This is a genomic window from Amycolatopsis sp. NPDC034160, from assembly GCF_055575355.1.
Genome location: NZ_JBVISU010000004.1, coordinates 55977 through 69037 on the forward strand (window position 1 = coordinate 55977; position 13061 = coordinate 69037).

Below are 13061 nucleotides of genomic sequence, written 5' to 3' on the forward strand. Positions count from 1 at the left end.
CTGGTGGCTCACAGCCGCCAGGGGACCTTGTCGTCCGGCGCGTAACGGCACGAAGACCCGGTGGTGACCGAAGCGCGCAGGTGCGCGCCCAGCGCCGGATGCTGCTCGTCGAGTTTGCGCAGGGTGTCCCGGATCCGGGCGGTGACCGTCTTGCGGGCGCGTTCGGCCTCGTCACCGAGCCGCCGGGTGCGGCCACCCAGTCCGGCGGCGGACCGCAGTTCCGCCAGTAGCGCGTCGCGCTCACGGTCCAGCGCCGCGGCGCGCGCGTCCTGGCCCAGCTCGGTCGCGGTGTCGATCAGGTCGTCGAGTTCGGCCAGCCGCGCGCGGTAGCGGCCCTTCGCCTCGTCGTCGAGGACGGCGTCGCCGCCGAGGCTTTTGGCGGCGACCACGACCTCGCCGCCCTCGGGATCGAGCAACCGCACGGACGGCACGTCCGAACCCGGTCGGCCGAGCAGGAAATGCAGATCCCGCAAGCCTTTCGAGTCCGGAAGACGGGTGGTGACGCCGTCGAAGCACAGGGTCCACACGGCGTCGTCGCGGCGGAACTCGGCCGACCGTGCCGCCGGAGCCCGCAGGCCCTTCCGCGTTTCCGCTACCCTGCTCCTGACCTGCCGCATGCCGAACGCCTTGGCTTCTTCGTCCACTTCGGACAGCAGTGTCGCCGCGGCGGCTACGTCGCCTTCGAGGTTTCGGCCGAGCAAAGCCGCCGTCAGCCAGGACTTGGCCTCGGTGGCCCAGACCGTGGCCCGCAGCCGGTCCGCGGAGAGCACGGCGCCGCGCAGCCGGTCCACCGCGTCGTTCCACCGTTCCTGGGCCAGATCGAGTCTGCCGAGCCAGAGGTCGACCGGGCCGGAGATCTCGCACCCGTACAGCGAAACCAGCCATTCCCCGCTGTAGGGCGCGAGGAGCGCGCGTGCGGCTTCGCACCGTTCGGGATCCCGCGAGACCGCGGCCGTCTGGGCCTGGCAGCGCAGCCACATCGCTTCCAGATCGCGAGGGTACGGTCTCGCCTCTGCCGCGAGATCGGTGAGCCGCACGGCTTCTCCGACGTCCTCACGCTGCGCCGCGGTGATCGCCTCCATCAGCCGGCTGAAGGAGTACCCGCCGCGGGAGATCTCGCGGTGCAGCTGGGCGAGCTCGTCGAACCGCCCCTCGAGGCACCACCGGACCCACCGCTGCAGCTGATTCAGGTCACCGAAATGGGCATACTCGGGCCCCTCGTGCTCCGAGATCACCTGCTGGATGTACGCCTCGGCTTCGGTGAACCGGCCCTGAAGCGTGGCGATGATGCTCTGGTCGATCCGGGAGGCCAGCTGCGAACTCGGGGCGCGGCCGGTGCTCGCCAGTGCGAGGAATTCCTGATATTGCTCGAAATACCGGGGATCACCCTGTTCGAGCAGGGCCACCCACTTGAACGACGCCGCGTAGTGCTCCAATTCCGGGTTCGCCGTACGGCGGCCGACCACGACCAGTTCGTCGGTGAGCCGTTCCCGTTCCGCGGCGCTGCCCGGACCCCAGATCGCGTCGTGCCGGGCCCACAGCCCGAAGAGCAGAGCGGAATCGTCCTGGTGGTCGCGGGCGGTCATCATGACGCGCGCGGAGAGTTCCTGCGTCATCTCCTGAACAGTGAGTTCCTGTCCGGGCTCGCGGCCACAAAGTCGCGCGTGCGCTTCGGTGAGCACCTTGACCGTCTCGTCGATCCGGAGGCTTTTGTGATCGGCGCGGACCAAGGTCAGCGCCAGCCGGGCGAGGAGATCGTCGTCGTCGAGTTCGTGGACGAGCGCGGAGACCTCGTCCAGGACCTGTCTGCCTTCGTCCGTCTCGTGATGGCGGGTCAGATGCGCGCCCAGTTCGAGGGCGATGACCGCCCGCCGTCGCGAGTCCTCGGCGATCTCCATCGCCCGCCGGTAGTGCGTCGTGGTCTCCTCGACCGCCATCCGGCCGGTGGCGTCGATCGCGGCGGCCAGCAACAGGTCGATGGCCTCGCCCGGATCGAGTTCGTGTCCGGCGAGCAACGCGTGGCGGGCCATGTCCGCGGCGAAAAGCCTGTCCCGTGACGGCGTCTCGCGGGCCGCCGCGACGACCGCGGCGTGCTGTTTCCGGCGGTCCTGTTCGGACAAGGCCGCGTACAGCGTCTCGCGGACGAGGTCGTGGGCGAAGGCGAACCGGCCCTGCCCGTGCACCACGACCAGTCGTGCCGCGACGGCCTGGTCGAGCAGCCGGTCCACCTGGGGTACGGGTGCCGACGCCACCCCCGCGAGCAATCTGCGGTGGAATTCCCTGCCGAGTACGGACGCGGTGGTCAGCAGCTCGAGAACCGCTTGGGGGAGCAGGGAAAGCCGTCGCTGCAGGGCATCGGCCACGCCGGGCGCGATGGTTTCGGCGGAACCGCCGCTGTGCCAGAGCCGCGCCGTCTGCTCGACGAAGAACGGGTTGCCGCCGGTGCGGCGGTGGACCTCGGCGACCAGCACGTCGTCCGGTTCCGCGCCCGCCGTCCTGGCCATCAGCGCGCCGACCTCGTCGGGTTCGAGGCCGGTGAGAGTGACCGAAGTGGCCTTCGGGAGCAAGGGCAGCATGAGCGAGCGAAGCGGGTGATCGGTCGCTTCGACCTCCACGTCCCGGTACGTGCCGATCAGCAGCAACCGTTCGAACCAGGTGTGCTGGGCGGCGAACTCGAGCAAGCGCAGCGATGCCGCGTCGGCCCAGTGCAGATCGTCGAGCACCACCACGATCGGCTGTTCCTGCGACGCCGTCACCAGCACGCTCGTCACCGCGTCGTAGAGCCGGAATCCGTCCGTCGCGCCGTCGCCGCGGGCTTCGCCGAGTAGGACGTCCAGTTCGCTGTCGGCCATCGCGGCCCACCGGCCCGGCTCGACCGCGCGCCGCAGCCCGCGGATCACCTGCGTCCACGGCCAGTAGCCGGGTGCGCTGGCGGAGTCCCAGCAGGATCCGTTGAGGACCAGCGCGCCGAGCCGTTTCGCCTCTTCGGCCGCGCCGGTGACGAGTGTGGTCTTGCCGATCCCGGCCTCGCCGGTGACCAGGACCAGCCCCCCGTGGCTTTCGGCGGCACGGGAGATCTCCGCGCGGAGTACCCCCGCGGGATGGTCTCGTCCGATGAGCGCGGCTGACATGTCCGAATCCTCCCAGTAAGGTCCGACAGTTTCACGACGCGTCCCGGATGTCAGATGCGATCCCGGCCGGCCGTGACCCAGCGTGATCGACGTCTCCCACTCGCTGGGAACCCCGTGCGGCCCGCGCGCGACCTCCTGGACGTGACAAATCGACTGGGACGGCCTGTTGTGCCAGGTCAGGCGCTACGCGGCTGGAGTAGGGTGGGAAACATGGGGAGCATTCGCTCGCGCGTGCTGGCATGGATCGGCCGCCGCTACCTCGCGCGTCAGCAGAAAAACGGCTTCGACCTGTCGATCCTGCCGGACGACGCCCTGCTGCCGCTCAAACGCGACGGCCTGGACCCGGTCGCCGAGCTGGGCCGGATCCGCGCCGAAGCGCCGATCAGCAAGCTGGATCTGCCGTTCGGCATGAACGCGTGGCTGGTCACCGGCTACGACGAAGCCAAGGCCGTGCTCGGCAAGGTGACCGAGTTCAGCAGCGACTTCACGAACCTGGTCGGCAACGCCGGCGTCACCGAGGACCAGAACCCCGGTGGGCTCGGGTTCGCCGATCCACCGGTGCACACCAGGCTGCGGCGTCTGCTGACCCCGGAGTTCACCATGCGGCGGCTGTCGCGGCTCACCCCGCGCATCGACGAGATCGTCGCCGAGCAGCTCGACGCGATGGAGAAGGCGGACGGCCCGGTCGACCTGTGGGAAGCCTTCGCGCTGCCGATCCCGTCGCTGACGATCTGTGAACTTCTCGGTGTGCCGTACGAGGATCGCGACGACTTCCAGCGGCTGAGCACCGCGCGCTTCGACCTGTTCGGCGGCGCGGGCGCCTCGCTCGGAGCGATCGGCGAGTCATTGTCCTATCTGGACGAAATCGTCAAGAAACAGCGGGAGAACCCGGGCGACGGTCTGCTCGGCATGCTCATCAAGGAGCACGGCGACGAGATCGACGATCGCGAACTGGCGGGGCTCGCCGACGGCGTGCTCACCGGTGGGCTGGAGACGACGGCGAGCATGCTCGCGCTCGGCGCCCTCGTGCTGCTGAAGGACCGGTCGCTGTTCGAGACCGTCCGCGGTGACGACGAGGCCGTCCACAAGTTCGTCGAGGAACTGCTGCGGTACCTGACCGTCGTGCAGATGGCCTTCCCGCGGTTCGCCAAGGAGGACATGGAGGTCGCCGGCGTCCGGATCGCGAAGGGCGACATCGTGCTGGTTTCGCTCAGCGTCGCGAACCGTGACGGCGTCCTCGGTGACGACATGGAGCGGTTCGACGCGACCCGCGAGCCGACGTCACATCTCGCCTTCGGCTGGGGTATCCACCGCTGCATCGGCGCCGAACTCGCCAGGATGGAGCTGCGCACCGCTACCCCGCGCTGGTGCGCCGGTTCCCGGAGATGCGGCTGGCGATCGAACCGGACGCGCTGGAGTTCCGGAAGGTCTCGATCGTCTACGGCGTCGACGCGCTGCCCGTGCTCCTGAACTGAAACCTCAGGCGACACCGCGCGGGCGGAACTGGATGCTGATCCTGGGCCCGACCGGTTTGGCGGTCTTGGGGACGGCGTGCTCCCAGGTTCGCTGACAGCTTCCGCCCATGACGATCAGGTCGCCGTGGCCGAGGGCGTGCCGAATCGTCTCACCGCCGCCACGCGGGCGGAGAGCCAGCTGGCGGGCGGCGCCGACGGAGACGATCGCGACCATGGTGTCCTCGGTGCGGGAGCGGCCGGTGTCGTCGCCGTGCCAGGCGACGCTGTCGCGTCCGTCGCGATAGAAGCACAGACCCGAGGTGACGAACGGTTCGCCGAGTTCGTCCGCGTAATGCGCCGAGAGTGCTTCCCGCGCCTCGGTGAGGATGGGGTGGGGAAGCGGCATGCCTTCGCGGTAGTAGCTGAGCAGCCGGGGCACGGTGACGACACGGTCGTACATCTGCCGTCGTTCGGCGTGCCACGGCACGTCCTCGGCGAGCCGGGTGAACAGCTCGTCCGCTCCGGTGAGCCAGCCGGGGAGAACGTCGATCCAGGCGCCCCTGGTCAGCTCGGTGCGCCGGAGCGCGCCGAGCGAGCCGAGCCCGAGGGCGGCGCACTCGTCGAACAGCGAGGCCTGAAGCGCGGGTGTCATGGCAACCGAACCTACCCCGGCCGCCGCCGTTTGTCGAACGCGTGTTCGAGTGGATGAAAGACCTGCGCCGCCAGGCGGGGCTCGCCGGTGGTCGTCGTCGTGGCGGGCGCCGCCAACGATCGGCACGGTGACGAACCGCTGGTCGCCGGGCTGACGGCCGATGGCGCGGCTGTCGGTCTTCGAACCGCCGTACCGCGCCGAAGCCGAAGAAGTCCTCAAGGGATACCGGAACTCGGCGCGTTCTCCCGGGATTCTCGCTGAGGCACGGACGACCTAGCCACCGAGGCTGTTCATGGTGTCGTTGACGGCGATGACGCAGTTCCGGCCGGTCGCCGGCAGCATGACGATGTGCTCGTCCGCGGTGGCGTAGGTCAGCACCCGCCCTTGGCCGTCGGCGAGGTCTATCGCGGTGATCGGTGTGCTGCGGAATCGTCGCCCGACGGCGCGTCTGGCGGCGTAGATCTGATGGACCGCCGCTCGTTCCCGCGCCATCACGTCGCGCAGGTGGTCCCGGTCGGTCGTGTCGATCGGTTCGGCGAGTGGACCGCCGCGGTCGTGTTCTGGATCGTCGTAGAACGCTTTCGACACCGTGACCGGACGTAAGGCCGCACCGGGCACCTCCGGCAACGTCTCCCACAGCGCGGTGGCATGCCACTTGTCGTCGACGGGTTCTAGCGCGACCACGTCGTCGTCGATGATCGTGCGGAGCGCGTCCCCGCTTCGCGTGGCTATCAAGATCGAACAGCTGTGCCCGTCCGCGAAATCGCAGAACGCGTAGTATTCGCTGTCGGCGCCGGCGAGCACGGTCAACGTGTTGCGCCACAACACATTGAGCCTGCCGTTACGAGCCAGCCCCAGCTCCGACAGAGACGCCAACGTGCGCTCCTCCAACATCCGCCTCGCGTCGTCGCTGGTCCAGTAGTGCAGGTTCGTGCCGAAGGCGGGAGGCAGCGCGCCCGCGTCGACCATGTTCCACGCGGCCAGGAACATCATCTTGGGCAGGACGACGGGGTGATCGAGAACGGCCACAGTGCTCACAGGCCGATCGTCGGCGGCGCCGGAGGCAAACCGGTCGTCGGGTCCACCTGATCCCGGTCCTCGTCGCTGAACAAGCCGCTCTCGTCCTGAAGGTATTTCCGCTTGTGCTCGGTATCCTCTTCAGGTTTTCCACGCCCGACGGGCGGGGCCATGCCCGCGAGGCCACTCGCGGGACGGCTACCCGTGCCCCGCCCAGCTCCCGCACCACCACGCCCAGGTTCCTCCGCAAGGCCGTGTGCGCCGGTTTGGCGACCGCCACCCGCCACCCCGCCAAGGTTCCCGAACCCGCCGACCGAACCCGGACCGCCCGGACCGCCGACCGGGTTCACCCCGCCCGTGACCGGGCCACTGCCGCCGCTCGACCCGGGGGCACCAGGGATGGGAGCGCCGGGCAGCGGTAGGCCGGTACGCAGCTCGAGCGGGTGGTAGCCCGCCGCCGTAGTCCGGTCGTCGCCGGGGTGACCACCGGTGGCGGCAGGCACAGGCACCGGACCGGGGCCACTCGCCGGGTCGGAGCCGGTGTGCCCACCAGGACCACCCACCGGCCCCGGAGCCGGTGGGCCGTCCACCCTCGGCGTCACCGGATGACCGCCCGAGCGCGCCTGGTGGACCTCGCCGCTGTCACCGTGCGACCCGGATCCTCCCGCCGCACCCGAAGCGACCGCGGACGACTGCCCGAACCCCGGGGATATCTCCCCGTAGTCGGTTCTCAGGCCCGCGCCTTGACCATTCAAGTGGGCCGCATACCGGTCATAGATGTCCTTGTTCGCTTCCGCTCTCCTGTTGTAGCGCTCGATCGCTTGCTCGGTGTCGGTGTCCCACGGAGCGACCACGTCCAGCAAACTCTTGTCAGGCCGGTCACCCATCGGCTCCATGGCGTCTCTGGCCTGATTGAACCCGTTCGCGGCATCGGAAACGTTGTTGCCGTTGTGGTTGAACGACTCGCCTGCCGAATCGATCGCCTTGGTGAAGATCTTGGTGCGCTCTCGCGCGCCCTCCGACGCCTTACCCGTCCAGGCGGGTTCCAGATTGTTGAGCATCGCCGACAGCTTCGCGGCGACATTGCTGTGCGCGTTCGACGCGAGATAGGCGGTGTCGCCGCCCGTGGCCCAACTCGAGCTGTTCCCGTTCATCATCTCGAAAACGACTTCGGGGATCGATACCGGCTGTGTTCCGACGTTTCCTTGAAGCACGTTACCGGTCCATCCGATCGCTTCCCGAGCGGTCTTCACCACCGCGGTGCCGATCTTCTCCGCCTCGTTCACCAGAGCCCCGGCGGTGTTCCCCAATCGCTCGAACAGCGACATCGTCACACCCCCGCCCTGGTCTTCAACGTGGTCAGGACCGCGTCCGCTGCCTGAGCCGCGACGTCGCATGGCTCGACGTCGCCGATCTTGGCCCGTCCCAACGAAACGGATACGTCGACGGCGAGATCGTCGGCGATGCCGACCGTGACAGCGCAAAAGTCAGCGGGCGGTGTGCGGCCGGCTTGACCGGCATGACCGACGGCGGGAAACCCTTGGACACCGGAGAGTGGTTTCCAGACAGCGGCGTTGGGTTTAGTGTTCCGGTAGACACCGCTCAGGCCGGAATGGGTGCTGATGTCGTAGCCGACGCCGATTTGTGAGCCCCGCGTGCTGTTCGTCCATCCGCAATCGGGTCCGACACCGGGCGTTTGGCCGCCTTTGCTGTGCACGGGCGCGCCGAGAAGGGTGTCGATCTGTTCAGCGGTGAGCGCGTCCGAGCAGGGGTCGCCGGACAGAACGGTCGCGGGCAACGGGTTGGCCACCTTCGGTGCTCCCGCATACGGCAACCCGGAGAGTGTGCCGGAAGACGGAGGGGACGCGGAAGGAATTCGGGGTGCGGGGAGGTGCTCGTTTCCCGCCGTTTTCCCGGTGCACGCGGACGCGACGAGCGCCACCGCGACGAGCGCGCCCATGGACAGCGAACGGCTGCTCATCCGGCTGCCCCTTCCTTGCTCGGCTGGGGCGATTCCCCCGGCGGGTTCCCGGCCTCGGTCACGTCGGTGGCGGCGGTCGCGTCCTGGCCGGTGATCTTCTTGAACGCTTCTTCGATCTTGCCGATCAGTTCGTTCAGATAGGCGATTTCCCCGGTGATGTGGTCGACTCCCTGATCGAACGCGCCCGACCCGTTCACCAACCGGGCGTTGTAGGCGACGCTCGCGGGATCCTTCGCGGGCGGCTCCAACCTTCTGAGATTTTCGGCGCGTCGCTGCAGATTCTGCAGGTCTTCCAAGGCCGACCTGGCTTGACCGAGCATGTCGTTCGCCGCGGCCGGAGCCAGACTGTAGCCTCCTCCGCCGTCGAGGCCCGCCGATTCGTATTCGGTGGTCGTTTCGTAGCCGCGTCCAGTCTCTTTGATCGTGAAACCGACATCTGTCAACCACGGATTCAGTTGTCTGTCTGGTTGTGTCACGGCTGCTCGTGTCCCCTCGTGCCTACCCTCGACACCGATAACGGTAGCCGATCGATCACGACGAGTGGAAATTGTCGTCTGAACCGCCGGGTAACAAGCCGCTTCCGAACAAAACAAACAGAAAAGAGATTCATTCTTCCCTTTTTGGATGTACCTTCAAGCAATTGTCAATATTCAAGGCCGGGAACCGATCAGCGGGACATCGGCGCGCCGGCTTCTTGTCCGATGACGGTTCGTGCTCGTACAGTCGCACCCGGGTCCTGGTCTGGACCACCGCCGCCCTGAACACGCAGGAGGCAGGATGCGGAGACGACTTCGGACCGCCGTGGTGGTGGCAGGGGCCGTTCTCGGCCTGGTGGTGTCGGCGATGCCGGCGAGCGCCCAGGTCGGAACCGGGCCGTGGACGGCGGAGAACCCGTCGTTCAACGTCCAGGAACGCGGATGCGGCACCGTCGACGGGCTCAGCTTCGAACTGACCTGCTCCACCGGGAGCGGTGACCAGCGGGCGGAACGACGCTACGTGACCTACACGGGCGGGACCAGGCAGTTCGAGGGCTCGTTCCGGATCGCCGGCATGGCGGGCACCCGGATCAGCCTGAAGCAGACCTTCCGCGACGCGCCGACGGCCGGTCCGTACTTCATGCTCGCGGTCGAACGCGGCGGGCGGCTCTACGCCGTCCACGGCGGGGAGACCGTGGGCAGCGGCGCCACTGTCGGGACGTCGGTTCGGGTCAACACCGTGCATCAGGTCGGCAGCACGCACAAGGTGTACATCAACGGCTCGCTGAAGCAGACCGTGAGCAGCAGTGCCGGCAGCTACTACGACAAGTTCGGGGCCTACCGGACGGCGAGCGGCGCCGGACCGGTCAAGGTGACCTGGAGCGGGATCAAGTTCTGGCGGAAGTGAGCCGGGTCACGGACCTCGGCGCCAGGCGTCGAGGTCCGTCCACGCCTTGAGCGTCAGCCCGCTTTCGAAGCGGCGGCGTTCCCTGGTGACCGGATCGGTGAATTCCAGGACCTTCGCCAGCAGCTGCAAGGGCTCGGTGAAGTCGTCGAGCGGGGTTTCGGTCAGCTCGGGGTAGAAGTCGTCGCCGAGAATCGGCAATCCGAGGCCGCTCATGTGCAACCTGAGCTGATGTGTGCGGCCGGTCGCGGGAAGCAGCCGATAACGGCCGAGGCCGTCGCGATGCTCGATCAGTTCGACGCGGGTTTCGGCGTTGGGCGGCCCGTCGAGCTCCTGTGCGGCGATGACCCCGCGTTCCTTGACGATGCGGCTGCTGATCTCACGCGGCAGCGCGATGGCGGGATCGTAGCGTGCGATGGCCTCGTATTCCTTGTGCACCAAGCGGTCCCGGAACATAGTCTGGTACGCGCCGCGGAGTTCGGGAGTGATCACGAACAGGATGAGCCCGGCGGTGACCCGGTCGAGCCGATGCGCGGGGCTGAGCATCGGAAGGTCGAATCGCCGGCGGAGGCGGACCAGCGCGGTCTGCAGGATGTGCTGCCCGCGCGGGATCGTCGCGAGGAAATGCGGTTTGTCGGCGACCAGGATGTGCTCGTCGCGATACACGACGGACACCTCGAACGGGACCTCGACCTCGTCGGGCAGGTCGCGGTGGAACCAGATGAACGAGTCCGGCACGAACGGCGCGTCGACACCCAGCGGTCCGTCGAGCCCGACGATGCGCTCCTCGCGGAGCATCTCCTCGATCCGCTCGGGTGCGACCCGGGGGAGACGCTCGACAAGATGCTCCCGCAACGTCGACCACGGCCCCTCGGCCGGCATTTTGAGCCTCGCGGGATCGAGCCCGTGGCGGGGCGGGAGCGGCGGGCGGAGCTTGCGTCTCATCACCGCGCACTCTAGCCGTGGAGTGGCCCGTGATCCCGCGTTGCTCCACGGCACAGCCGACTGCGAACGGAGCCGAAGCAAGTCGAGTAGGGCAGGCCTGATTCTGGCGCCGGCTCGGCTTCAGGGCCCACAACCAGCTCAGAGCGTGGCTGGGCCTCGTGGGCGAGTCCGCTCCCGCCGGCTTTCACCACGTCAGGATTCGGCCTGGTCGCGGTAGCGGGCCAGATAGCGCTCGGTGATCTCCGCTTCGGCGATCGCGGTGGCCTCCGCGCGGGTCCGGCGGCCGGTGCCCGGCTCGAAGCCGTTCTTGGCGAGCCGATGTTCGATGCTCTCCTCCATGTAGGCCGTCGAGTAGAAGTACGCCACCAGCGCGGCCATCAGGACGATCGCCAGCCTCAGGGCGAGCGGTCCCGGCAGGAGCAGCCACACCGCGCACAGCGGCGCGATCATCACCGTGCTGCGGGCCACGTGCCGCCAGCGCCAGCTTCCGGTGGTCGCGTCGTGGAGGATCCAGTCGTGGTAGCGCTCGGGCAGTTTGCCGCCGAGTGAGTACCACAGCCAGCGGATCGGGTCCGGGCGCTTGCGGGGCATCAGGTGGCTCCTTCCATCGACAGCTGAGACAGTACACTAATGGTTAGTACACTAATCATTAGCGTTGCCGAGGTCACGGCTAGGATCGGTGGCATGAGTTTGGAAGGGCCGGAGATGAAGTCGATCGATCTGGGCGAGGACCCGCTGGCGCTGGAGCGTCAGGTGTGTTTCGCGCTGTCGGTCGCTTCGCGCAGCGTCATCGCCATCTACCGCCCGTTGTTGGAGCCGCACGGGCTCACCCATCCGCAGTATCTGGTCATGCTGGCGCTGTGGGAGCGGGGACCGCAGGCGGTGAAGGAGCTGTGCCTCGCTTTGCGCGCCGAACCCGCGACGCTGTCGCCCCTGCTCAAGCGGCTGGAGTCGATCGGTTACGTCACGCGCAGGCGCAGCGCCGAGGACGAGCGGCTGCTGACGGTCGAGCTGACGGAATCGGGTCGCGCGTTGCGGACGGAGGCGGAGAAAATCCCGTACCGCGTCGTGGAGAAACTCGGAATGGAGGTCTCCGAGCTGGAGGCGCTCCACAAGGCACTGACCCGGGTCATCGAAGCCACGGCTTGAGCGAACCGAAACCGGGGTGTGACGAAATGAGGGTGTGAAGCCGGGTGCGGGTGGGTATTTCCCGTCTCGCCAACTGGAGATGACAGGAAGATGAGGGCCCGTGACCACCTCGACCCCCGCCCCCACGGAAGCAGGTCTGGATCTGACGGCCAGGCTGAACGCGTATCTGGAGGACGTGGCTTCAGCCTTGGGGATACGGATGGATTCGTGCATGGCCGACCTCACCGGCCCGGTCACCGCCAGCATGCGGCTGAACTGGCGTCTCCCCGGCTTCCCCGAGCGTGACGTCGACCTGCTGTGGCACGAGGAGCACGGCTGGTCGGCGGCGGTCGCGACGCGGTCAGGGGACGATCACCACGTCGTCGTCGGCTATCTCGGTGGCCGGACGGTGGCGCCGCAGCCGCGGCGGGTGGCCCGCTTCGCCGAGACGCTGCGCACCGGCGACCACCAGGATTGCTGGCCCGGCCCGCCGATGCTGCGTACCGCCGGCGGACCGACCGCGCTGGCCAAGGAGTTGTCCGCTTGGGCCTGAGGTGTCAGGGACTGACGGTCAGCGTGCTGAGGATCCTGGCGACGACAGCGTCGAGATGGTCGTCGAGATAGAAATGACCGCCCTCGAAGACCTCCAGCTCGAACGGACCGGTGGTGTGCTCCCGCCAGTTCTCCACGTCGGGCGTGGTCAGGACCGGGTCAGCGTTCCCGGTGAGCGCCACGATCGGGCAGGTCACGTCGGGCCCGGGCCGGTAGCGATAAGTCTCGATGGCCTTGTAGTCGCCGCGCAGCGCGGGCAGGACGAGGTCGCGGAGGTCCGGGTCGGCGAGGACCATCGCGTTCGTGCCACCGAGCAGGTTGACCTCGGCGATGAACGTGGCGTCGTCGGCGAGGTGGTGCATTTTCTCCTTGTACACGTCCGGACCACGGCGGGCCGAGACGAACAGCGCCGCCGGGACGACGCCGCGGGTTTCGAGCCGCCGGGCGACCTCGAAGGCGACGCTGGCGCCCATGCTGTGCCCGAAGAGGGCAAAGGGCTGCGGAATCGCCGAAACGACGTCCACCAGCCGCTCGGCGAGGACGTGCAGATCGTCGATGACCGGCTCGCCGAGACGGTCCTGCCTGCCCGGGTATTGCACGGTGTGCACCTCGACGGTGGGCGAGAGCGCCGCGGACAGCGCCCGGTACCCGCTCGCCGACCCGCCCGCGTGCGGGAACACGACGAGCCGGGTCCCGGCCGCCGGTGCCGGGTGGAAGCGTCGTGTCCAGGCGCGCAAAGCCGGTACCGCCATGAGAATCCCCCAATCCGCGCGGGAACGGCCCGCACACCAACGGAATCTACGGGGAATTCGCGCGCCGAG

At 68.3% G+C, this 13061-nt stretch carries 12 protein-coding genes and 1 pseudogene; 4 read left to right on the forward strand and 9 right to left on the reverse strand.

Annotation, left to right across the window (positions count from 1 at the left end; all coding sequences use genetic code 11):
- Positions 1–8: 8 nt before the first annotated feature.
- Positions 9–3131, reverse strand: coding sequence for an ATP-binding protein (locus tag ACZ54P_RS11885; RefSeq protein ID WP_465461511.1), 3123 nt, complete (start codon positions 3129–3131; stop codon positions 9–11).
- A 210-nt stretch (positions 3132–3341) separates the two neighbouring features.
- Here ACZ54P_RS11885 and ACZ54P_RS11890 point away from each other — a divergent pair.
- Positions 3342–4606, forward strand: a pseudogene (locus ACZ54P_RS11890) (cytochrome P450).
- 4 nt (positions 4607–4610) lie between these two features.
- On the opposite strand, the gene ACZ54P_RS11895 reads toward ACZ54P_RS11890, so the two are convergent.
- The 5 genes from ACZ54P_RS11895 to ACZ54P_RS11915 all read right to left on the reverse strand — a co-directional run bounded on the left by ACZ54P_RS11895 (position 4611) and on the right by ACZ54P_RS11915 (position 8678).
- Entirely contained in the window at positions 4611–5237 is a 627-nt protein-coding gene (locus ACZ54P_RS11895) for an alpha-ketoglutarate-dependent dioxygenase AlkB (RefSeq protein WP_465461512.1), read from the reverse strand.
- A gap of 273 nt (positions 5238–5510) precedes the next feature.
- The gene (locus ACZ54P_RS11900; RefSeq protein ID WP_465461513.1) at positions 5511–6275 is read right to left on the reverse strand and encodes an ESX secretion-associated protein EspG; all 765 of its coding nucleotides are present in this window, start codon (positions 6273–6275) and stop codon (positions 5511–5513) included.
- Positions 6272–7582, reverse strand: a complete 1311-nt coding sequence (locus tag ACZ54P_RS11905; RefSeq protein ID WP_465461514.1) for a hypothetical protein — start codon at positions 7580–7582, stop codon at positions 6272–6274. Before ACZ54P_RS11905 ends, ACZ54P_RS11900 begins: the two co-directional genes overlap by 4 nt.
- A 2-nt stretch (positions 7583–7584) precedes the next feature.
- The gene (locus tag ACZ54P_RS11910) at positions 7585–8235 is read right to left on the reverse strand and encodes a DUF3558 domain-containing protein (protein WP_465461515.1); all 651 of its coding nucleotides are present in this window, start codon (positions 8233–8235) and stop codon (positions 7585–7587) included.
- Entirely contained in the window at positions 8232–8678 is a 447-nt protein-coding gene (locus ACZ54P_RS11915) for a hypothetical protein (RefSeq protein ID WP_465461516.1), read from the reverse strand. Before ACZ54P_RS11915 ends, ACZ54P_RS11910 begins: the two co-directional genes overlap by 4 nt.
- A gap of 334 nt (positions 8679–9012) precedes the next feature.
- Between ACZ54P_RS11915 and ACZ54P_RS11920 the strand changes: the two genes are divergently transcribed.
- On the forward strand, positions 9013–9618 hold the full coding sequence (locus ACZ54P_RS11920) for a hypothetical protein (RefSeq protein ID WP_465461517.1): 606 nt from the start codon (positions 9013–9015) through the stop codon (positions 9616–9618).
- Between the two features lie 6 nt (positions 9619–9624).
- Here ACZ54P_RS11920 and ACZ54P_RS11925 read toward each other — a convergent pair whose 3' ends face one another.
- A complete protein-coding gene (locus ACZ54P_RS11925; RefSeq protein ID WP_465461518.1) occupies positions 9625–10560 on the reverse strand; it encodes a pseudouridine synthase in 936 nt (311 codons plus the stop codon).
- 192 nt (positions 10561–10752) lie between these two features.
- Complete coding sequence (locus ACZ54P_RS11930; protein WP_465461519.1) at positions 10753–11151, reverse strand: DUF5313 domain-containing protein; 399 nt, start codon at positions 11149–11151, stop codon at positions 10753–10755.
- Between the two features lie 114 nt (positions 11152–11265).
- Between ACZ54P_RS11930 and ACZ54P_RS11935 the strand changes: the two genes are divergently transcribed.
- Both ACZ54P_RS11935 and ACZ54P_RS11940 read left to right on the forward strand, forming a co-directional pair.
- Positions 11266–11709, forward strand: a complete 444-nt coding sequence (locus ACZ54P_RS11935; protein WP_465461784.1) for a MarR family winged helix-turn-helix transcriptional regulator — start codon at positions 11266–11268, stop codon at positions 11707–11709.
- Positions 11710–11809: 100 nt separating this feature from the next.
- The gene (locus ACZ54P_RS11940) at positions 11810–12241 is read left to right on the forward strand and encodes a DUF6292 family protein (protein ID WP_465461520.1); all 432 of its coding nucleotides are present in this window, start codon (positions 11810–11812) and stop codon (positions 12239–12241) included.
- A 4-nt stretch (positions 12242–12245) separates the two neighbouring features.
- On the opposite strand, the gene ACZ54P_RS11945 is transcribed toward ACZ54P_RS11940, so the two are convergent.
- The gene (locus ACZ54P_RS11945) at positions 12246–12992 is read right to left on the reverse strand and encodes a thioesterase II family protein (protein ID WP_465461521.1); all 747 of its coding nucleotides are present in this window, start codon (positions 12990–12992) and stop codon (positions 12246–12248) included.
- Between the last annotated feature and the right edge of the window lie 69 nt (positions 12993–13061).